This is a genomic window from Flavobacteriales bacterium, from assembly GCA_021296215.1.
Lineage (GTDB): Bacteria > Bacteroidota > Bacteroidia > Flavobacteriales > ECT2AJA-044 > ECT2AJA-044.
In genome coordinates this window covers 1-20,218 of sequence record JAGWBA010000045.1, presented here as the reverse complement: position 1 = coordinate 20,218, position 20,218 = coordinate 1, and the positions used below count along the sequence as shown (strand labels likewise).

General features: G+C 50.4%; 20 protein-coding genes. 3 read left to right on the top strand and 17 right to left on the bottom strand.

Annotated elements, in window-relative coordinates:
- Positions 1-357: 357 nt before the first annotated feature.
- Genes J4F31_08265 through mraZ form a run of 14 tightly spaced genes read right to left on the bottom strand, consistent with a single transcriptional unit; the run spans position 358 to position 16,429 of the window.
- Positions 358-810: a GatB/YqeY domain-containing protein gene (locus J4F31_08265; protein ID MCE2496555.1), complete on the bottom strand. Its 453-nt coding sequence runs from the start codon at positions 808-810 to the stop codon at positions 358-360.
- A gap of 36 nt (positions 811-846) precedes the next feature.
- Positions 847-2,937, bottom strand: a complete 2,091-nt coding sequence (gene ftsZ, locus J4F31_08260; protein ID MCE2496554.1) for a cell division protein FtsZ — start codon at positions 2,935-2,937, stop codon at positions 847-849.
- A gap of 25 nt (positions 2,938-2,962) precedes the next feature.
- Positions 2,963-4,327, bottom strand: coding sequence for a cell division protein FtsA (gene ftsA / locus J4F31_08255; GenBank protein ID MCE2496553.1), 1,365 nt, complete (start codon positions 4,325-4,327; stop codon positions 2,963-2,965).
- A gap of 4 nt (positions 4,328-4,331) precedes the next feature.
- Positions 4,332-5,048, bottom strand: coding sequence for a hypothetical protein (locus tag J4F31_08250; GenBank protein ID MCE2496552.1), 717 nt, complete (start codon positions 5,046-5,048; stop codon positions 4,332-4,334).
- Entirely contained in the window at positions 5,045-6,412 is a 1,368-nt protein-coding gene (locus tag J4F31_08245) for a UDP-N-acetylmuramate--L-alanine ligase (GenBank protein MCE2496551.1), read from the bottom strand. The genes J4F31_08250 and J4F31_08245 overlap by 4 nt, the downstream gene beginning before the upstream one ends.
- Entirely contained in the window at positions 6,402-7,514 is a 1,113-nt protein-coding gene (murG, locus tag J4F31_08240; GenBank protein ID MCE2496550.1) for an undecaprenyldiphospho-muramoylpentapeptide beta-N-acetylglucosaminyltransferase, read from the bottom strand. Before murG ends, J4F31_08245 begins: the two co-directional genes overlap by 11 nt.
- Entirely contained in the window at positions 7,507-8,697 is a 1,191-nt protein-coding gene (locus J4F31_08235) for a cell division protein FtsW (protein ID MCE2496549.1), read from the bottom strand. Before J4F31_08235 ends, murG begins: the two co-directional genes overlap by 8 nt.
- Positions 8,698-8,708: 11 nt before the next feature.
- A complete protein-coding gene (gene murD, locus J4F31_08230) occupies positions 8,709-10,049 on the bottom strand; it encodes a UDP-N-acetylmuramoyl-L-alanine--D-glutamate ligase (GenBank protein ID MCE2496548.1) in 1,341 nt (446 codons plus the stop codon).
- Entirely contained in the window at positions 10,046-11,293 is a 1,248-nt protein-coding gene (gene mraY, locus J4F31_08225; GenBank protein ID MCE2496547.1) for a phospho-N-acetylmuramoyl-pentapeptide-transferase, read from the bottom strand. Before mraY ends, murD begins: the two co-directional genes overlap by 4 nt.
- The gene (locus J4F31_08220) at positions 11,293-12,753 is read right to left on the bottom strand and encodes a UDP-N-acetylmuramoyl-L-alanyl-D-glutamate--2,6-diaminopimelate ligase (GenBank protein ID MCE2496546.1); all 1,461 of its coding nucleotides are present in this window, start codon (positions 12,751-12,753) and stop codon (positions 11,293-11,295) included. Before J4F31_08220 ends, mraY begins: the two co-directional genes overlap by 1 nt.
- A complete protein-coding gene (locus J4F31_08215; GenBank protein ID MCE2496545.1) occupies positions 12,750-14,738 on the bottom strand; it encodes a transpeptidase family protein in 1,989 nt (662 codons plus the stop codon). The genes J4F31_08220 and J4F31_08215 overlap by 4 nt, the downstream gene beginning before the upstream one ends.
- The gene (locus J4F31_08210) at positions 14,735-15,073 is read right to left on the bottom strand and encodes an S-adenosyl-methyltransferase (protein ID MCE2496544.1); all 339 of its coding nucleotides are present in this window, start codon (positions 15,071-15,073) and stop codon (positions 14,735-14,737) included. Before J4F31_08210 ends, J4F31_08215 begins: the two co-directional genes overlap by 4 nt.
- A complete protein-coding gene (gene rsmH, locus J4F31_08205; GenBank protein MCE2496543.1) occupies positions 15,070-15,969 on the bottom strand; it encodes a 16S rRNA (cytosine(1402)-N(4))-methyltransferase RsmH in 900 nt (299 codons plus the stop codon). The genes J4F31_08210 and rsmH overlap by 4 nt, the downstream gene beginning before the upstream one ends.
- Positions 15,962-16,429, bottom strand: a complete 468-nt coding sequence (mraZ, locus tag J4F31_08200) for a division/cell wall cluster transcriptional repressor MraZ (GenBank protein ID MCE2496542.1) — start codon at positions 16,427-16,429, stop codon at positions 15,962-15,964. The genes rsmH and mraZ overlap by 8 nt, the downstream gene beginning before the upstream one ends.
- Positions 16,430-16,653: 224 nt before the next feature.
- Between mraZ and J4F31_08195 the strand changes: the two genes are divergently transcribed.
- Positions 16,654-17,418: an alpha/beta hydrolase gene (locus J4F31_08195; protein ID MCE2496541.1), complete on the top strand. Its 765-nt coding sequence runs from the start codon at positions 16,654-16,656 to the stop codon at positions 17,416-17,418.
- Positions 17,415-18,050, top strand: a complete 636-nt coding sequence (locus J4F31_08190) for a YihA family ribosome biogenesis GTP-binding protein (protein MCE2496540.1) — start codon at positions 17,415-17,417, stop codon at positions 18,048-18,050. Before J4F31_08195 ends, J4F31_08190 begins: the two co-directional genes overlap by 4 nt.
- Here the strand turns inward: J4F31_08190 and gldC are convergent.
- Both gldC and J4F31_08180 read right to left on the bottom strand, forming a co-directional pair.
- Positions 18,022-18,354: a gliding motility protein GldC gene (gldC, locus tag J4F31_08185; protein ID MCE2496539.1), complete on the bottom strand. Its 333-nt coding sequence runs from the start codon at positions 18,352-18,354 to the stop codon at positions 18,022-18,024. The genes J4F31_08190 and gldC overlap by 29 nt on opposite strands.
- Positions 18,351-19,334, bottom strand: a complete 984-nt coding sequence (locus J4F31_08180) for a hypothetical protein (protein MCE2496538.1) — start codon at positions 19,332-19,334, stop codon at positions 18,351-18,353. The genes gldC and J4F31_08180 overlap by 4 nt, the downstream gene beginning before the upstream one ends.
- A 60-nt stretch (positions 19,335-19,394) precedes the next feature.
- Between J4F31_08180 and J4F31_08175 the strand changes: the two genes are divergently transcribed.
- Positions 19,395-19,670: a DUF1684 domain-containing protein gene (locus J4F31_08175; protein MCE2496537.1), complete on the top strand. Its 276-nt coding sequence runs from the start codon at positions 19,395-19,397 to the stop codon at positions 19,668-19,670.
- Positions 19,671-19,769: 99 nt separating this feature from the next.
- On the opposite strand, the gene J4F31_08170 is transcribed toward J4F31_08175, so the two are convergent.
- Positions 19,770-20,096 (bottom strand): hypothetical protein, encoded by a 327-nt coding sequence (locus tag J4F31_08170; protein ID MCE2496536.1) that lies wholly within the window; start codon positions 20,094-20,096, stop codon positions 19,770-19,772.
- Between the last annotated feature and the right edge of the window lie 122 nt (positions 20,097-20,218).

Below are 20,218 nucleotides of genomic sequence, written 5' to 3'. Positions count from 1 at the left end.
GGTCGGGACGGAAAAACCGTTGAGAAAAAGGCGTCGATTACTTTATTGAGATAAAGATACTATCAGTGCTATCAGTGGCGCTGCGCGCTAGAAGTGGCATAAGTGTTATAAGTGGTGTTATTCGATAGAGGTGTTCTAGGTAAGAGTATACTCTTTGTTTGCAGAGTGAATTCGCGCCAAGCGCGAGTGAATTCTGACAGAGTCTAAAGCCATTTGCTCGCTCGCAGGGCGAATGGACTTTGGCGAAACTGAAATTTACTTGCGCAGCAAATTAAAGAGCTCTCTGCCCACTGCCCACTGCCAAAAAGAAACCCCGGACGAGCCGGGGTTATGTTCATCGTGCCGCAGGCACAAAGCTTAGCTGTTCAGTTTCGCTTTAACGAGATCGGCAACCACCTTACCTTCGGCGCGACCTGCGGCCCGGGCGTTCACGATGCCCATTACCTTACCCATGTCGCCCATGCCCGAAGCACCGGTCTTGGCGATGGCCTCGTCGACCATGGCGGCCAATTCTTCCTCGCTTAGCGGCTCGGGCAAATAGCCCTCGATCACGGTAAGTTGAGCTGCCTCCTCACTGGCCAAATCCTCACGTCCCTGCTCCTTGTACATCGCAATACTATCCTTGCGCTGTTTTTGAAGCTTTTGAAGGAGTTTTATCTCGTCGCCCTCAGACATGCCTGCAGCGGCGCCTTTCTCGGTCTCAGCGAGCATTATAGCGCTTTTGATGGCACGTACGCTCTCGAGGCGCACCTTGTCCTTGGCCTTCATGGCCTCTTTCATATCCTGGGTGATTCTATCCTTTAAACTCATAATGTCGATTTTGCCGCTAAGATACGGCCCGTACGTTTAGTCTACGTTATCGTGCAAGAATGAATTCTTGGATTTGATCTCCGCGCTTCCGTCTTCTTCGGATTCGCCCAAAGTGTATCGCGAGATCGGTGCTTCAGAGGAGTGCGGCACGCGCTCCAAATCAACTCCCTTGCGCTTGTAAGCAGGCTCATTCTCCAAATCCTCAAGACCGTTCGGCACGTTCTTGAATCGGTAGTTGAAAGCCTTCAAGCGCGCCTTGCGCTCACGGGCTTTCTGAATCTGAAGATCGGCCATCGACTGTTCCGTCGGGTCCGAATCCTCTGACTCATCCATAGTCATGGTAGTCCACTCCTCGCTCACCTGCGAAGAAGCAGTGGAGACCATCCGGTGCTCCACTGCTTTGTTCTCAGCGCTGTCCTCCCCGGTTTCCTCTTGCACTGCGTCGAACAACGAGTGTACGACGTTTCCATCAGAGCACTGCTCAGGTTGCGAACGAAGGTAATTGGGCGTCTCCTCGATCGATCCATCCAATCCCAGATGGTCCTCGAGCCGAGGTTCCTGTTCGTTTATATGTTTGAAAGCTTCGGCTTCGGCTTCGGCTTCGGCTTCGGGCTTTGGCTCTTCCTCGACACGGAGCTCAAATGTGATCGAATGATCGTGATCCGACTCATCTTCCATAACCTCTACCGGCTCGTTGTGCCCCATTGGCGCCTCCTCTTCAGCTTCGTCCTCCAAGTCCAAAGAGAACACCACGCGATCCTCCTCCTCGGAATCGTCCTCCATCACCGGGTCTTCCTTTTGTTCAGGAGCCTGCGGCTCGATGGGCTTCGACACCCCGGTAAAATCAAATGAGGTGGGCTGCTCGTTTAAAGCGTTAGCGTTAGCTGCTGAACGGTCCTCTTCTAGAGCGTTAGCTGCTGAAGGCTCCTCTTCTGCTTCGGCTTCAGTATCAAAATCTCCTAGGTCGAATCGCACTACATCCTCCTCTGCAGGAGCCTCCGACTTTTCTGGCGCTGGAGCCGGAGCCGGCGCCTCTGTAGCTGGCGCTGTCGTTTTAATCGGTCCGCTCAGTGGCGAGGGAGTTGAATCTTCCAGCGTATGCACGATCTTCTCCGGCTCTTTAGGCACTACGTGCACTTGCTGCTCGGTGTTGAATCCGGTCGCGATCACCGTTACACTGATGAAATCACCCAAGCTCTCGTCCTCACCGATACCCATGATGATGTTCGCCGAACCGCCGGCCTCGCGCTGAATAAAGTCGTTGATCTCCCCGATCTCGTCGATGGTGATCTCTTCGTTTCCGCTCACGATCAACAACAGTACGTTGTTGGCTCCACGGATCTTGTTGTCGTTCAACAGGGGCGAATCCAAGGCGCTGTTGATCGCATCAATGGCGCGTTGTTCGCCTTTGGCCTGACCCGAGCCCATGATCGCCGTACCGCTATCGGCCAACACAGTACGCGCATCGCGCAAGTCGATGTTTTGCGTGTAGTGGTGGGTAATGACCTCCGCAATTCCGCGGCTCGCCGTGGCAAGCACTTCATCGGCCTTTGAGAATCCGGCCTTGAAGCCCAGATTACCGTACACCTCGCGAAGCTTGTTGTTGTTGATCACGATCAGCGAATCCACATTCTCGCGCAGCGCTTCAACGCCCTTTTCGGCTTGGAGCATTCGGGTGTTTCCTTCAAAACTGAACGGAATGGTGACGATACCTACGGTCAAAATACCCATTTCCTTGGCTACTTTGGCCACTATAGGCGCGGCTCCCGTTCCCGTTCCACCGCCCATTCCGGCCGTGATGAAGATCATCTTGGTGTTCTTCTCCAGAATCCCCTCGATTTCCTCAATACTCTCCATAGCGGCGTTTTCACCGACTTCCGGATTCGCCCCGGCCCCAAGTCCTTCGGTCAATGTAACACCTAATTGTATCTTCAAAGGCACCGGACTGTTGTTCAAAGCCTGCGCATCCGTATTGCAGACTACGAAGTCTACCCCGCGGATACCCTGCTCGTACATGTAGTTGACCGCGTTGCTTCCGCCGCCACCTACGCCAATGACTTTGATCACCGAACTCTGATTCTTCGGTAGATCGAAACTCAAATTGTTGTCTTGATTCATTTCCTCCATGATCCCTGTTTTACCCTATGGTTCGCTATTCGTCGTTCGCTAAGAACTTTAAAAACTTGTCGACCCAACGGTCGAAATAACTTCTCTTTTTGCCGTCGCTCTCAGCTCCGGCTTCAACATCAGCACCCTCAGCATCGACGCCTTCGGCCACCTCGGATCCTTCGATCTCGGGTACGGTAGCTTCGGCACTGTCGAGCTCGGCTTGGTGCATCTTGCTTTTTTCGGCCTCTTTCTGCTCCCAACCCCGCATGACCAATCCGACCGCGGTCGCAAACAGTGGACTACTCAAGTCCTCCCCGCTCTCCTTGGCCAAATGCTCGTTCGGATAACCGATACGCGTATCCATGCCGGTCACGTACTCCACCAATTGCTTGATGTGCTTCAGCTGAGCACCACCACCGGTCAATACGATTCCTGCGATGAGTTTCTTTTTGCGGTCTTCGTAGCCGTAGTTCTTGATCTCGAGATGCACCTGCTCCACGATCTCCACCACTCGGGCGTGAATGATGCGCGATAAATTCTTGAGCGATATCTCCTTGGGCTCGCGTCCGCGCAATCCCGGAATACTCACGATCTCGTTATCTTTATTCTCACCGGGCCAAGCCGACCCGAACTTGATCTTCAGCTGCTCGGCCTGCTTTTCGATGATGCTGCACCCCTCTTTGATGTCTTCGGTGATTACGTTTCCGCCGAAGGGGATCACGGCCGTATGGCGAATAATGCCGTCTTTGAAGATGGCCACGTCCGTGGTTCCACCACCAATGTCGACCAGCACTACTCCGGCTTCTTTCTCTTCAGCGCTCAATACCGCTTCGGCCGAAGCCAGTGGTTCGAGGGTGATTCCGCCCACTTCCAGATCGGAGTTCTTGACGCATCGACCGATATTTCGAATAGCACTTACCTGCCCTACCACGATATGGAAGTTGGCCTCCAAGCGTCCTCCGTACATTCCACGGGGTTCTTTGATCTCGGCCTGTCCATCGACCTTGTACTCTTGAGGCAAAACGTGAATGATCTCCTCACCCGGAAGCATCACCAATTTGTGCACGTTATCGATCAGGTCCTTGATGTCTTTATCGCCGATCACCTCGTCCGGATTATCGCGTGTGATGTAATCGCTGTGCTGTAGGCTGCGGATATGTTGCCCGGCGATACCCACCACGACCTCTTTTATCTTTACTCCCGAAGTAGCTTCGGCCTCTGTGATCGCGTGTTGGATCGACTCAATCGTTTGAACGATATTCGATACCACACCGCGCTGCACGCCCAAAGACTTGGCCTTTCCCAAGCCGAGGACCTCCACTTTCCCGTATTCATTGCGACGACCCACCATGGCCACGATCTTCGTGGTTCCAATGTCGAGTCCGACCGCTATTTCGTGTGCTTCCATAGCTCTAATTCGTTGTACACACCACCTGTCCGGCGTATTTCAGATTCACTTTCGAGTACCTTTCCCGGCCTACCTGGGGCAGGGTTTTATCGTAAAAGAGTTTCAACCGTTCCATTTTTTCCTCGAAACCGTCGGCCGAACCGAGTACGATCTCGTGCTTTCCTTTTCGGGCCGTGAGGACGTAGTCGCCATCAACCTCCGAAATACCCGAAATATACTCGCAACAAAAAGCATCGGCCCGCAGGGCCATAACCAGCCCATACAGCTCCGCGGTGTCGCTCGGCGTTCCGTAAAACAGCGGCACGTAGGCGGTAAAATGCTCGGACAGCGGCATTTGCCGGCCGTCGGTGTCCCAGTAATAACTCTTATTCCCGTCAAAGAACCTCAGAATGGGCTCGCGCTGCCATACATCGACGTACACCTGCCCATTCATCTCGAAATATACCTCGGCCGTTTGCACCATCGGGTGAGCCTCCAACTTTTCTTCTAACAATGCACTGTTAATTTCGTGGAGGTAATTTCCTCGGAATGAGTCGGTTTCTGCATTGATCTCCGCAAGTAATTCCTCGGCGGTCACAAAATTTCCGCCTGCGGCGGGATGCACGGCTACGCGCAAACCTTCAACCAAGCGTTCGGCGTGTTTCTGCTCGGTAAATCGGACCAACAGCCCGATGAGCAATAGCCCCAGGATCGCCGTGCCGTATGTGGTCAAGGCCTTCATTTTCTGGTTTTTAAGATTTCGGTAATGGGCCCTACCAGCTTATCGATATCGCCCGCGCCAAGGGTGAGCAATACTTCCACGCTGCGCGATTCGAGCTGCTTCAAGAGCTCATCAACGCTCAGTAGCTCCTTTTTATCCACGTCGATCTTCTCGAGAAATGCCGCGCTCGTGATTCCCTCGATAGGTTCCTCGCGCGCCGGATAAATATCGAGGAGTACGACCTCGTCGAGAGCGCTCAAACTCGAGGCAAAATCGTCCATGAAATCCCGAGTCCGCGAGAACAAATGCGGCTGAAAGATTCCGGTAATGCATTGCTCCGGATAGAGTTCGCGCACCGATGAGATCACGGCCTTGAGCTCCGCCGGATGATGGGCATAATCGTCCATGTACACCACGCCTTTGTGGCGCAATTGAATGTCGAAACGGCGAACCACCCCCAAAAAAGTGCGCAGACCTTGCTTGATCTCCTCGGGGTCCATTCCATATTGATGACAAACGGCAATGGCACCAAGGGCGTTCTCGAGGTTGTGTCGTCCCGGGTACATCAAGCTGAAATCGCCTAAATAAGATCCTTTGAACTCCACTTCGAAGTGGAAAGCGCCCTTGTCGATCTCCAGGCGCGATAAACAGTAATCGGCTTCGGAATCATCGAGTGAATAGGTAAGATCGCGGCCTTCGAAAGTGCCCTTTTTAACGATGAGCGTTCCATCGGGTTGGACCCGGGTTGCGAAGATCTCGAAGCCTTCGCGGAAGACTCGCTCGTCTTCGTAGACGTCGAGATGATCCGGGTCAATAGAACTGATCAAAGCAATGTTTGGACGAAGGTGGAGAAAGCTGCGGTCGTATTCGTCGGCTTCGGTCACGAACACATTTTCGCGGCCGAGCACCAAGTTGCTGCCGAAGTTCTTGGCGATTCCACCGAGGAATCCGGTGCAAAAAAGACTGTTTTGATGAAGAATGTGCGTCACCATTGACGAGATGGTGGTTTTACCATGAGTTCCTGCGATAGCGATGTTGTAACCCGTTCGGGCGATATCGCCTAACACTTCGGCCCGCTTGTGGAACTCGTACCCTTCTTCTCTTAGGAACTGAAATATTTTATTGTGCGGCTGAACGGCCGGCGTGTACACGACACGGCAATGATCGCGCATATCCGGGTCGCTGAAGGCGGCCGGCACTTGAGCGGGATCGTCTTCGTAAATGATCTTCATGCCCTGCTTGCTCAGATCTTTGGTCAAACGAGTCTCTACTCTATCGTACCCGCTGGCCTGAACGCCATGGGCGTGGAAATACCGTGCGAGGCCACTTATACCGATACCTCCGATACCCAAAAAGTAGATGTATTTAACGTCCTTAAGATTCACGTTCCACTAGTTTTTTGATTTCTGCTACAATGTCTTTGGTGGCATTCGGCTTGGCCATGCGCTTGATGTTTTTGGACAAACGAGTCATGAGTTCGGGGTCCGATAAGACCTCTCCCAGGCCGTACTTGGGCCGACCTCCATGAGCCCATTCTCTTTCCTCGACCATGACGGCAGCACCTTCGTCAACCAAGGCCATGGCGTTCTTTTTCTGATGATCTTCGGCTACATTAGGTGATGGAATGAGCATCGCCGGCTTGCCTACCAAGGCCAATTCAGACAATGTTCCGGCCCCCGCTCTACTCACAATAACATCTGCCGCCGCATAGGCTAGGTCGATCCGCTCTAAAAAAGGGTGTACCTGAACGTTGTCGTATTCTTTGGCCACAGTTCTACATTTCTCCACGTATAGTCTTCCACACTGCCAAATCAGCTGAATCTTACTGTTGTGAAAATCGATCAGGCGATCCCCAACGCGCTGATTAATAGCTCGTGCACCCAGACTCCCGCCAATGACCAACATCGTCTTACGGTCTTTCTTTAAACCGAAGTACTCAATGGCTTCTTCTCTTTTTCCCGAGACGTTGAATAAATCTGAACGCACCGGGTTACCCGTGAAAACGATCTTTTCCACGGGAAAATATTTTTCCAGGCCCTCGTACGCCACGCAAATCTTATCGACTTTTTTCGCCAATAATTTGTTGGTGATACCCGGATAGGAATTCTGCTCCTGAATCAGGGTGGGGATTCCAGCGCGTTGCGCCGCCCACAGGGTCGGGCCACCGGCATAACCACCTGTACCGATGGCGATATCCGGAGCAAAATCACTAACGATCTTTCGAGCCTTGATCAAACTTCCGGCCAGCTTGAACGGAAAGGTCAAATTACGAGTACTAAGTGATCGTTGAAGGCCGGCGATATTGAGTCCAATGATCTCATATCCGGCTTTGGGAACGCGCTCCATTTCCATTCGGTCACGAGCACCGACGAAGAGCATCTTAGCATCCGGATAATGCTCGCGCAATTCATTGGCAATGCTCAATGCCGGGTATATGTGTCCGCCCGTTCCACCGCCGCTGATCAATATGTGCAGTGGCTTATCCATGGGCTGGTTCCATTTCCTGTTCTACAGCATCGATGGTGTCGGAATCCTCTTCCGATTTCACCGTTTTGGGTTCGAGGTTTCGGCTTACACCGAGTATTACACCAAGAGCCATACTGGTCATCCATATCGATGACCCTCCGGAGCTCAATAGAGGCAGTGTTTGCCCCGTAACGGGAAGTAAATTCACGGCAACACCCATGTTAATGAAGGCCTGGAATATGATCGCCATTCCGAATCCGGCCGCTAACACAGCCTGAAACAGATCGACCGCCTTGGTTGCTATGATCATGACCCTGATCAAGATCAGCAGGTAGATCAATACGATCCCGAGTCCGCCCATGAGTCCGAATTCCTCTACAATGACCGCGTAGATGAAATCGCTGCTCGATTGCGGTAAAAAGTTCTTTTGAATACTCTTTCCGGGGCCTTTACCCACTATGCCACCCGAGGCAATGGCCATTTTGGCCTTGTTTACCTGGTAATTCTCTTCTGCCGATCCAGAGCTAAAATTTTCTATTCGCGCTTTCCACGTATCGACTCGGTTGCTGATGTTCGGAAAGGCCAATACCAGCATAATGAAAAGGCCTAAGCCGGCAACACCCATACCGATCAAGTAGGCAATGTGCTTTATCGGATACTTGCCCACGAACATCAGACCTAAACACAGGACGAAAATGAGTGCCGTAGTACTGAAGTTAGCGGGTAAAATGAGTGCGCAAGCAACACCAACGGGTACGACCAAGCCCATAAATGTCTTTTTAAACTCACCTAGCGTCTCCTGATGCTGGGTCAGGTAACGCGCGACGAACATGAGCAAGGCGAATTTGGCCAGCTCAGAGGTTTGGAAAGAAACCCCGATAAATGGTACCCGAATCCACCTGCTGGCATTGGCATCGCCTATAGTGGTGCCAATGGTCAATGTGATCATCAAAAGTACGATGACTACAGGTAGCAGGATCATCGGTAAGTTTCGGTAGTACTTTGGATTAACCTTATGGACCGAGTACATGAGTACGAATCCGAAACTCAAATGGATACCGTGCTTGATCAAAAACTTAACGGTATTCCCGCCCGAATAGCTGAATGCCAAATTGCTGCTGGCACTATATACGGGCAAAAAGCTAAACAGCCCGAGCAGCAGCAGCAAGAACCACAGGGCTCGATCGCCCTCCAGGTATGTCATCCAGCGACGTATCACAATTGGCGCACTTCTTCTTTAAACTGACGGCCGCGATCTTCGTAATTCTCAAAGAGGTCAAAACTCGCGCAAGCAGGCGAAAGCAATACCGAATGCCCTTTCTGCGCAACGTTATACGCGGCCTTTACCGCCTCCTCCATAGATCCGGCTTCAACGAGATGTTCAACCAAATCGCCAAATGCTGCCTTGATCTTGGCATTATCAGCTCCGAGGCAAACGATGGCACTCACCTTTTCCGACACCAGCGATTTCAATTGCTCGTAATCGTTTCCTTTATCGACTCCACCGACGATCCAAACCACTGGCGTGCTCATGCTTTCCAGAGCGTACCAGGTACTATTGACATTCGTGGCTTTAGAATCGTTGATGTAGGTAACACCGTGCACCTGCAACACAGGCTCCAAGCGATGCTCCACTTCCTGAAAATCGCTGAGGCTCTCGCGGATAATCTCTTTCCGAACGCCCAGCAGCTTCGCGGCCATTCCGGCAGCGAGCGAGTTATAGGCGTTGTGTTTGCCCGAAAGGGCGAGGTCGTGAATGGACATAGTTAAGGGGTCAGTATTAAGGTTAATCACAAACTTTTCGTGGTCGAGGAAGGCCTCGATATCGCCCTCAGCGGGCGGATGCAAACTGAAGCCCTTCTTTTGGGCTTTTATGCGCCGGCGATTCATCAAATTAGCGATGATGGGGTCGTCGGCATTGTAGAGGAAGAAGTCGTCCTCGGTCTGATGCTCAGCTATGCGGAACTTAGCTTCCGCGTAGGTATATATATCGTTGTTATATCGGTCGAGGTGATCGGCTGTAATATTGAGGATCACGGAAACATCGGGTCTAAAACTGGAGATATCATCGAGCTGAAAACTGCTGATCTCCAGCACGTAGTGATCGAAGTCGTTATTGGCTACTTGGGCGGCAAAACTTTGACCCACGTTTCCGGCCAGCCCTACATGGAGGCCTGCATTTTTGAGAATGTGGTAGGCTAAAAGGGTTGTGGTGGTTTTACCATTAGTTCCGGTGATTCCGATAATCTTGGCCTGGGTATAGCGGGCTGCGAACTCGATCTCACTGACCAGCTCTATGCCTTCTTCCAAAATGGCTTTAACTACGGGGACCGTTTTGGCGATCCCGGGGCTTTTGACCACCAAGTCGGCGTCGAGGATACGCGAAAAGGTATGCGTGTTCTCTTCGAAGGCGATGGATGCCTCGGTCAAGATGCGACGGTATTTATCCGATACCGAACCGAAATCGCTTACGAAAACGTCGAAGCCGTGTTTCCGCCCGAGTAGGGCGCCACCCACTCCGCTTTCGCCTGCCCCTAAAACGATCAGCTTTTTCATCGGAGTTTGAGCGTTACGAAGGTGAGTACGGCGAGCATGATGCCGACGATCCAGAACCGGGTAACGATCTTGGCTTCGTGGAATCCGCTCTTTTGGTAGTGATGGTGCAAGGGCGACATTTTGAAGATGCGACGGCCTTCACCGAATTTCTTTTTGGTGTACTTGAAGTAGCTCACTTGCATGATCACCGAGAGGTTCTCTACCAGGAAGATCCCGCACACGATCGGAATCAATAGTTCCTTGCGAATGGCGATGGCGAAAACGGCGATGATACCGCCGATACTTAGGGATCCGGTGTCGCCCATGAATACTTGAGCCGGATAGGCATTGTACCACAAAAAGCCCACGCAGGCTCCGACGAAGGCGGCGATGAAGATCACCAGTTCGCCCGAGTCGGGGATGTACATGATGTTGAGGTAGTCGGCAAAAATCGTATTACCGCTTACGTAGGCGAATATGCCCAGTGTAACGCCTATGATGGCCGAAGTCCCAGTCGCGAGGCCGTCGATTCCGTCCGTTAAATTGGTGCCGTTGCTCACCGCCGTGATGATGAAGATCACGATCGGAATAAAGATTAACCAAGCCTGGTCTTTGAGGTCTTTGTGGATCCAAGAGATCGCCTTGCTGTAGTCGAGTTCGTTGTTTTTAAGGAAGGGGATCGTAGTCAGCATGGACTTTTCCTCCTTTCCGAATTGTGGAAGTGCGCGACCAGGTTGTTCATCGGCCCGCAGGGCCATTTCTTCGGTATTCGCAGGCGTAGCTTTTTGCTTAATGGTAACACCGGGGTGGAAATACAAGATGCTGCCCACGATGAGTCCTAGGCCAATTTGTCCCATCACCTTGAACTTACCTCGAAGTCCCTCTTTGTTCTTTTTGAAGACCTTGATGTAGTCGTCGATGAATCCGATAATACCCATCCATACCGTGGTGATAAGCAATAATATGACGTAGGTATTGTCCAGTTTGGCCACCAGGAGTGTTGGGATCAAGATCGCGGAGAGAATGATGAGTCCGCCCATGGTAGGCGTTCCGGCCTTTTGCGCCTGTCCTTCGAGTCCGAGGTCTCGAATGGTTTCGCCGACTTGCTTGCGTTGAATGAACTGTATTATGCTCTTACCGAACACCAAGGAGATCAGAAGCGATAGAATGACTGCCAAGGCTGCGCGGAAGGTGATGTATTGAAACACACCGGCTCCGGGGAAGTCGAATTGTCGATCGAGATATGTGAACAAATAATAGAGCATCAGACCTGTGGTTTAAGCGTTTCGTTCAAGATCTCGAGATCATCGAAGGGGTGTTTAACTCCGTTGATCTCCTGATATTTTTCGTGCCCTTTACCCGCGACCAAAATGATGTCGCCCGCTTGAGCCAAACTACAAGCGGTGCGGATAGCCTCTCGGCGCGAAGCGATGGACAGTGTCTTTTTGATTGCAATAGGGTCGAGTCCGGCCTTCATTTCTTCAATGATGGTCTCGGGGTTCTCTGTGCGCGGATTGTCGCTGGTTAGGATGACGCGATCGCTGAAATGCGCGGCGATCCTGGCCATTTCAGGTCGCTTACTCTTGTCGCGGTCACCACCGGCACCAACCACGGTGATCACGGTTTCGTTACCTCCGCGAATCTGGGCAATGGTCTCAAGTACGTTCTTGAGCGCATCAGGAGTATGTGCGTAATCGACGATGCCCGTAACACCTTCTGCATTTCGCACATATTGGAATCGACCCGGAGCGGTGTTCAAAGTGCTCAGGGTGGTCAAGGCATTCAATTGATCGATACCCAAAAGATCGCTCACGCCAAATACCGTGGCCAAGTTATAGGCGTTGAATTGCCCTATGAGTTTGGTGTACAGCTCGTGTTCGTTCATTTTTAGAACGAGACCGCCAAATGTATTCTCGAGGACACGAACTTTGTAATCGGCCTCTCCTTTGAGACCAAAGCGATATACCTTGGCCCTTGTATTCATGACCATGGTCTCACCGTGCTTATCGTCCCGATTTACAAGAGCTCTTGCCTTGGGGTTTAGGTCGTCGAAAAGTTTCTTTTTCGCTTTAATGTATTCGTTGAACTCACCGTGATAATCGAGGTGCTCATGCGTGATATTGGTAAAAACCGCCACATCGACCTGCAGGCCGGCCATTCTATTTTGATGAATTGCATGGCTACTGGCCTCCATGAAACAATACTTAACGCCTTTTTCGACCATCAAGGCCATGGTCTTATTGATTGCCAAGGCATCGGGCGTGGTATGCGTAGCCTCAAGCACTTCCGTATCGATGCGAACGTCTACTGTACTCAATAAGCCCGCCTTATAACCCAATCCTTTAACAAGTCTATAGAGCATGGTCACCACGGAAGTTTTACCGTTGGTTCCTGTAACTGCCACCAGCTTCATGCGCTCACTGGGGTGATCGTAATAAGCTGATGCCATAATACCGAGTGCATAAGAGCTGTCTTTTACCACGACATAGGTCACTCTCTCCTTTCGACTTTCAGGTAGTCGCTCGCAGACGATCATGTTTGCCCCTGAGTCTATCGCGGTCTGAATAAAATCATGACCATCGACTTGGGTTCCCGAGACCGCTACAAAAGCAGAGTCTTTGGTCACCTTGCGCGAATCGAAGTGAATCTCGGTAATAGCGATATTGGTATTTCCCACCATCTCTTCAATACCGGCTTTGTACAATATGTCCTTCAGCAACTTCATGAGCCCAAATCGAGTGTAATGTGTTTGATCAAATCCATGCGCTCACCTGAGCGAATACTCTGGCGTTTCACTTTTCCTTTTCCCTGTAGGGTGACATCGACCCCCCTGTTCTCGAGCCAGTAGACCGCGTCCATCGCGTCCCAGCCTCTGAGGTCCGGCAACGAACTTTCTTCGAGAGCAAAGGTTCGCGCATCCACATCCCGTGGTTCTTGAGCGAGCTGGCCGGCCGAATCGAGAGAATCGACAGGTAGTTGAAGTTTTGGATCGTTCGTATAAAGACAATGTGCGATCTCCGCAAATACTGGAGCAGCTACGCGATTTCCATAGTACCCGGTACTGTTATTGGGCTTTGCGACTACTACGATGCACGAGTATTGAGGGCGGTCAGCCGGAAAATACCCGGCAAAACTTGCCTGATACTCGGGGTATTCATCCTTTTTCCAGTAATTAAGCTTACAGGTTCCCGTTTTACCTGCCATGGAGAACCGGTCCGAGCTAATATTCGTGGCCGTTCCGCGTTCGACCACCCCTTTTAACAAAGCCTGAACTTTACCCAGGGTGCTTTCAGAACAAATCATTGGATACAGCACCTCTGGTTCGAAAGCCCTAACCGTTTTACCATTTCGGCGAATTTCAGAAACCAAGTAAGGCTTCATCATTTGCCCATCGTTTGCCACCGCATTGTAAAAGTTGAGTGTCTGCAAAGGGGTCATGGACACCGCATAACCATGCGACATCCACGGAAGGGTGATCCCACTCCAAGCGGCGGTGTTTGGAGTGGGAATTTTTGGTTTGCCTTCACCCGGAATCTCTATGCCGCACTTGTCGGCCAGCCCCATTTTGTATAATCGATCTACGAATTTCTCGGGCCTTTTTTCGTAGTTATCGTTGATGACCCTGGAGATGCCCACATTGGAGCTCACTTCGAAAGCTCGCCCTAAACTGATGGTTCCGTAACCGCCTTTGCGCGAATCGCGTACCGGTGTTCCATAGAATTCGTAAACACCTCCGTTGGTGTTGACTTGCTCCGAAGTATCGACTACGCCATCCTCCAAAGCGGCCATCAAGGCGGGCAGCTTAAAAGTTGAACCGGGCTCTGTGCTTTCCCAAACAGCGTAATTCCTCTTTTCGTAGTACTTGCCATCTTCGGTTCTACCGAGGTTCACCATCGCTTTTATAGCACCTGATACTACCTCCATCACAACAACACATCCGTGATCTGCTTCGTGGTATTCGAGCCTGCGCAATAAAGCCTGGTGTGCTATATCCTGAATCTGAGGATCAATGGTCGTTACGAGGTCAGAGCCATCACGAGGCTCCACCCGATTTCCGTCGTTGAGCGGCTTCCAGTATCCGCCCGCAATCTTTTGATTCAACCTTTTACCCGCTCTACCCGACAGTTCATCGTTGAAGGCACCTTCGAGTCCAACCTTTAGGCCCGAGCGCTCATACCCAATGGTACGCTCGGCCATTTTCTTGAAGGGCATTTCTCGGGTATTCACCTGCTCGGCGATCAACCCACCTCTGTACTTGCCTCGATTAAAAATCGGGGCTTGGCGAAGCTGCTGGTACTGAATAAAACCCACGTCCTTGGCCAGGAAGAGATAGCGATTTCCTACAGCGCGGGCCTGGCGCAGATAATGCTCGTACTCAGAAACACTTTTGTAACCGAGGATTTTATTGAGGAACCGAGCCAAGCTAGCCACTTCGCTTTGGAACAACTCGTCCGAAACGGTCATGACATCCATTCGAACCTCGTATTTCGGCATGGAGGTAGCCAACAGAGACCCATCGGCGGCGTAGATATTCCCGCGGGTCGCCTCTACTTCGATCTGCTTTACTACGGTTTGCTCGGCTTGAGCCATCAAGGCATCACCCTCCTGCACTTGTATCCAAATCAACTTGAAGGATACGGCCAAAGCAAAGATCATCAGCAGAGCTCCCGCCAAATAAAGTCTTTTCAATATGTCGGAACGTTCCTTCATTCTTCCTCTTTGTATATCACATAGGCCGAATTATCGGACTGACTCAACCCTCTTTCCGATACCTTTTCGCCGACCACGGATAGCTTTGTAGCATTCATCAACTGCGATCGCGTACTCACGTACTGCGACTTCAATTCTTTGAGCTCCGTTCGCATCTCCGCGATTCGGAACACCTTTCTATCGGCCGAGTGTGCACTATAAATGCTGATCAGCGCAAGGCAGCCCAGGTAAAGCAGAAATGGCCAGTGAACGGCGTTGCGCTCATCGGCCAAGAAGCTTCCGCGGAGCCACTTGCCCGCGTTCCAATTCGTCCTTACGTTCTGCTCTTCACTCATATTCGCTCAGCCACGCGCAGCTTAGCGCTGCGGGATCTGTTGTTCCTCTTTATCTCTTCTTCACTCGGCACCATTGGCTTCCGATTCATGATCTTGAAAGGAACCAGTCGGTTGCCAAAAAAATCGCGATCGGCCTCTCCGTCAAGCTTACCTTCTCGCATGAAATTTTTCACCATTCTATCTTCAAGCGAATGGTAGCTGATCACAGCGAGCCGACCACCCGTCTTGAGCAATTCAACACTCTGTACCAGCAAGTCCTCAAGCGCACCCAATTCGTCATTCACCTCTATCCTCAAAGCCTGGAAGACCTGAGCGTAAAACTTGTGCTCCTTAAGCTTCGGCGCCATTGGCGCGATGACTTGCTTAAGCCGGTTGACACGTTCGAATGCCTGGCCCTCACGGGCCGATATGATGTTTCGGGCAAGTCGCTGTGCGGGCCGAACTTCACCATAGCGGCGAAATAGGTGACACAACTGTTCCTCTTCGTATTCATTGAGAATTTGTGCCGCCGTTTTTTGCACCTGCTCGCTCATGCGCATGTCAAGAGGTCCATCTTCGCGGAGCGAAAACCCGCGATCCGGTGTGTCGAACTGGTGAAAACTCACACCCAGATCGGCCAAAATCCCATCCACTAGACGTACATCGTGCATCCGCAGAAAATTCTTCATGTAGCGAAAATCCTGGGGCACAAAAACCAAGTGCTCGTGCTCAGGTACGTTACTCTGAGCATCCTTATCCTTATCAAAGGCATACAGAGTACCGGTAGTCAATTGGTCAAGGATCGCTTTTGAGTGGCCGCCACCCCCAAAGGTGCAGTCGACATAAGTTCCCTCCGGTTTGATCTTGAGACCGCGGAGCGACTCATTCAACAAGGCGGGAACGTGGTAATCACTCATCTTCACCCGGAGTTGCCCCTCCCATAACCTCTTCGGCCAATGCCGCGAAGTCCAGGTCGGGATCGTTCAACACAGTTTCGTATTTGTTTTTGTCCCAGATCTCGACCATGTTGATCGAACTGGACAACACCACATCTTTTTGCAATTCAGCGAAGTTCATCAGGTCTTTGGGCACCAAAAGCCTTCCATTCCCATCGGGCTCAACGATGCGCACCCCGGCCGTAAATAGCCGAATGAAGTCGTTGTTCTTCTTCACGAATCGATTGAGCTTGTTCATGCGCTCCATCACCTTCTTCCACTCCGTCATGGGGTGAATCTCAAGACACTGATGAAAAACACTACGCTTGATCACAAACCCTTCACCCCAAACAGGCAAAAGCTGCTTCTTCAAATCCGAAGGAAGCAGCATCCGACCCTTGGAGTCGAGTTTGCATTCGTGTACGCCGATTAAGCTGATCATCAGTGTTTTCGCTTACTGAATTCAAATATAGAGGTTATTTAACCACTTTTTGCCACTTTTTACCACTTGTTGATAACTTTTACGGCTAAAATCGGCTAAAAATTATCTTGGAGATTTGTTTTTATTGGGCTTAAAGAAGTGGGAAGGTTCTCTAGGAGTCGTGGAAAACACGTGCAATGAGCACATTCGGACAAAAAGTCTATTTTTGGCGTAAACAGCGGAGAATGCCACCAAAACTGATTGAACAGGGAAAGTTTAGCTACTTAGCCGCGGGTGAAGGAAAACCGATCATCGTGCTACACGGACTCATGGGGGCCTTGAGCAACTTTGACGGGGTGGTCAATCACTTTTCAGAAAACAGCTATCAAGTACTCATACCTCAATTACCGATCTACGATCTACCACTGATCAAGACGAATGTCAACAACATCGCCAAGTTCGTTCATAAATTCATGGAGCACATGGGCTTTGAAAAAGCTAGTTTCATGGGCAATTCCCTGGGCGGACACGTGGCGTTGGTCTACGCATTAAAACACCCGGAAAGAGTGGATCAGCTGATCCTGACGGGCTCATCCGGCTTATACGAAAAAGCCTTTGGCGACACCTTCCCCAGACGAGAAGACAAGGAATATGTTCGCGTAAAAACGCAAGATGTTTTTTACGATCCCAAAGTGGCCACGGATGAACTGGTCGACGACGTTTTTGAGACGATCAACGATCGGTCAAAGCTGGTGCGGATATTATCCATCGCCAAGAGTGCCATTCGCCATAATATGGCTAAGGACGTACCGAATATCACGGCCGAGACTTGTTTGATTTGGGGAAATCAAGACAATGTTACCCCGCCCGATGTAGCGGAAGAATTCAATCGACTCCTATCCAATTCTGACTTGTTTTGGATCGATAAATGCGGACATGCGCCAATGATGGAGCACCCGGAGGAATTCAATCGCATTTTGGACGCTTGGTTCAAATCGAAGGAGGCATGATCATTCACGACGTTTCCTTCGTCAAGAGTTCCCAAAAAGTTAGTCAGTGCCCCGATGCCGATAAACCGGAATATGCTTTCATTGGCCGCTCGAACGTAGGCAAAAGCTCCTTGATCAATATGTTAATGGGGCGCAGTAAACTAGCCAAAGTGTCCGGAAAACCCGGCAAAACGCAACTTATAAACCACTTTGTCGTCAATGACAACTCCTGGTACTTGGTCGACCTCCCCGGCTATGGATATGCCAAGGTAAGTAAGACACAACGGAAAGAGTTTCAGAGCATCATCACCGACTATATCAGCAAACGAAAAAACCTCGTTAACTTATTCGTTTTGGTCGATGCCCGCCACGAACCGCAAAAAATTGATCTCGCATTCATGGAGTGGCTTGGAGAGTCCGAGGTGCCTTTCTCAATCGTATTCACGAAAATAGACAAACTGAGCTCGAATCAGCTTCAAAAAAGCCTGTCTCGATACCGTAAGATCATGCTACTCGAATGGGAAGAAATGCCCCCGTCTTTTCGAAGCTCCGCAATGAGCTCTGTGGGTCGGGAAGAAATCCTTGGATACATTCAATCGCTCAATGAGCAAATGGGCGACTATTTCACGGATCGATCAGCCTCAAACGCTTAGCGAAATCCTCGGCGAACATGCGCATTCCTTGTGCAACCTCCTTATCGTTGGTCGCGCGTTCAAAGCTATCGGCCATGCCCATCAAGGTCTGATGGTAAAAGATCTTCATTTCATCGAGCAACATGTCTTTTGACCAAAGATCGATCCTCAAAGTCTCCTTTGATTTGGGATCCCAAACAGACATCATCACAGCTTTGGCCTCCTCATCGGTCACGCCTCCATCCGATGCATTCCAGCTCATGCGCTCTGGCACTTTGTTATCGTCGAGTTGTATTTCAAATTTGATTTCTGATGTATGACTCATCTCAAAGGTTTGTATTGTGCATTCTTGAATAAAATTCGGGTCTCGCTCATTGACGCTAATTCTTGAACGGTAGTTTCAGGATGCGCCTTCATGTACGATCGCACGATCTGCCAACCGATCCAACGTCCTATGCGGCCCGGACTTTCGCGATCGATCTTAGCGTAAAACTTGGAAAATGGCGCTTCGGCGATAAATCGATCATACAGCCCGTTTTCATTGCTGAAAAGCAACTCGTCTTCCACAAAGAAGGTCCAGATCTCTTGCTCGTGTTCTTTGGCCCACGCTAGTTCTTCAGGGGTATATTCGATCACAATATTTTCATTTACCTCGGACATCAAGGCTTCCATTAAATAAAGGACGCGGCCCTCATAGAGCATTTTAGCCAAAAAAGATCCGTTGGTACGATCGATCTCAACCAGCGGTTCGGCGATCGCTCTGGCGAACTTGGCCGGGAAATATGTGGGATCAAAGTGCTTCGCCAGGTACTGAGGAAATTGATCGTACACCGTGTCGGGCCCGAGGAACATGTCGATGCTTATGAAATACATCGAATCCGCCGAGATTACGGGGTACTCGTAGTCGAGCCCCGAAACATAGGTAAACACTTTGACGCTGGAAGGGTAAGACGGATAGTAATATTTGAAGTGTTTCAATATCATTTCCACATCCGACTTAAAGACAGAAATATCCGGATGAACGCTCGAGACACGGTCGTACAACATATTGAGCAGGGGATCCTTGCGCACCTCAATCCATTCTTCCGTTGTTTGACCCACTAAAAAAAACTCGGGAAACTCACGCTGCAACTCGGGAAGCGCTTCAGGCAAATCCGAAACGGGCGTTCCGAAAAAAGCATCGTCGAACCGCAAATAATTCACCTCCATCTGCACTTCCGAAGTGTCCACTTTCAATGGGTCGTGCTTACACGCCAAAAATGCAGCAGACATCAGTAAAAAGAATGCAAGTCGCTTGATATTCATGCTGCAAAAGTAGGGAAACGGGCTATGGATTTGTAGTATCTTGCGAGCAAAATAGCCCTAATGAAGCGCTTCTTCTTATTGTTCTCTCTCTTAGTTGGCTCTTTTGCTATCGCTCAAATCGATTCTGCGACGATCGTAACCGAGGCCCTGGCTTTTCAAAAAGAGCTCGACTCCTCCTATGCCGATCCGGAACATGATCGAATGCATTTTGAAGGATTACCTTTTTTTGAGATCGATCCAAAATTTTGTGTTGAAGCCAAATTCAAAAAGGCCAAAAAGCCCAGGACTTTTGAAATGGAAACGACAACTGATCGACTTCCCGTATACGACGTTTAGGGATATGTCATTTTCAAGCTCGGCGGAGTTAAGCATAAGCTACCGATATACCAGAGTCATCGTTTACGCGAAATGGCAGAGTTTAAGTCTTATCTGTTTTTACCCTTTAACGAGGCGCTGCTTGTTAGCCGCTCCGACATCATAGGATAAATGGCCGCTGGCGTTCCGCTCGACTTGAAGAAGTGCCTTAGATTCGCACCAATCACGAACAGCAGTATAACTATTTCCTATGATGCTTTTCTGTGCCTGACCTGAGATCGCGTTCCAGCCTTCACTCTCATGATAATTTTCGCGTTGGTCATTGGCTACCGCGTGCAGGTACAGTAAACTCTTCGTGATAAAATCAGGTGATTTTCCGTCGCGCTTAGCCAATTGATGCACTTCTGAGAACAGGCCTTTAGGCAAACAAACTATTTGTTTATGCATAAGATAGGTTTTGCTTGATACCTTGCAGAGGTATAACTAAGGGGCACGTCCATTTTGTGGGGAGCGTTTGAAGAATTGCTACATTTCGTTCAAAAGAAATGGGGGATTTGGTATTGGAAGCC

What these genes read in the sequence shown, in the direction of transcription:
- J4F31_08265 (MCE2496555.1), bottom strand. Translation starts at nt 810, where the DNA reads ATGAGTTTAAAGGATAGAATCACCCAGGATATGAAAGAGGCCATGAAG.
- ftsZ (MCE2496554.1), bottom strand. Translation starts at nt 2,937, where the DNA reads ATGGAGGAAATGAATCAAGACAACAATTTGAGTTTCGATCTACCGAAG.
- ftsA (MCE2496553.1), bottom strand. Translation starts at nt 4,327, where the DNA reads ATGGAAGCACACGAAATAGCGGTCGGACTCGACATTGGAACCACGAAG.
- J4F31_08250 (MCE2496552.1), bottom strand. Translation starts at nt 5,048, where the DNA reads ATGAAGGCCTTGACCACATACGGCACGGCGATCCTGGGGCTATTGCTC.
- murG (MCE2496550.1), bottom strand. Translation starts at nt 7,514, where the DNA reads ATGGATAAGCCACTGCACATATTGATCAGCGGCGGTGGAACGGGCGGA.
- J4F31_08235 (MCE2496549.1), bottom strand. Translation starts at nt 8,697, where the DNA reads ATGACATACCTGGAGGGCGATCGAGCCCTGTGGTTCTTGCTGCTGCTG.
- murD (MCE2496548.1), bottom strand. Translation starts at nt 10,049, where the DNA reads ATGAAAAAGCTGATCGTTTTAGGGGCAGGCGAAAGCGGAGTGGGTGGC.
- mraY (MCE2496547.1), bottom strand. Translation starts at nt 11,293, where the DNA reads ATGCTCTATTATTTGTTCACATATCTCGATCGACAATTCGACTTCCCC.
- J4F31_08220 (MCE2496546.1), bottom strand. Translation starts at nt 12,753, where the DNA reads ATGAAGTTGCTGAAGGACATATTGTACAAAGCCGGTATTGAAGAGATG.
- J4F31_08215 (MCE2496545.1), bottom strand. Translation starts at nt 14,738, where the DNA reads ATGAAGGAACGTTCCGACATATTGAAAAGACTTTATTTGGCGGGAGCT.
- J4F31_08210 (MCE2496544.1), bottom strand. Translation starts at nt 15,073, where the DNA reads ATGAGTGAAGAGCAGAACGTAAGGACGAATTGGAACGCGGGCAAGTGG.
- rsmH (MCE2496543.1), bottom strand. Translation starts at nt 15,969, where the DNA reads ATGAGTGATTACCACGTTCCCGCCTTGTTGAATGAGTCGCTCCGCGGT.
- mraZ (MCE2496542.1), bottom strand. Translation starts at nt 16,429, where the DNA reads ATGATCAGCTTAATCGGCGTACACGAATGCAAACTCGACTCCAAGGGT.
- J4F31_08195 (MCE2496541.1), top strand. Translation starts at nt 16,654, where the DNA reads ATGCCACCAAAACTGATTGAACAGGGAAAGTTTAGCTACTTAGCCGCG.
- J4F31_08190 (MCE2496540.1), top strand. Translation starts at nt 17,415, where the DNA reads ATGATCATTCACGACGTTTCCTTCGTCAAGAGTTCCCAAAAAGTTAGT.
- gldC (MCE2496539.1), bottom strand. Translation starts at nt 18,354, where the DNA reads ATGAGTCATACATCAGAAATCAAATTTGAAATACAACTCGACGATAAC.
- J4F31_08180 (MCE2496538.1), bottom strand. Translation starts at nt 19,334, where the DNA reads ATGAATATCAAGCGACTTGCATTCTTTTTACTGATGTCTGCTGCATTT.
- J4F31_08175 (MCE2496537.1), top strand. Translation starts at nt 19,395, where the DNA reads ATGAAGCGCTTCTTCTTATTGTTCTCTCTCTTAGTTGGCTCTTTTGCT.
- J4F31_08170 (MCE2496536.1), bottom strand. Translation starts at nt 20,096, where the DNA reads ATGCATAAACAAATAGTTTGTTTGCCTAAAGGCCTGTTCTCAGAAGTG.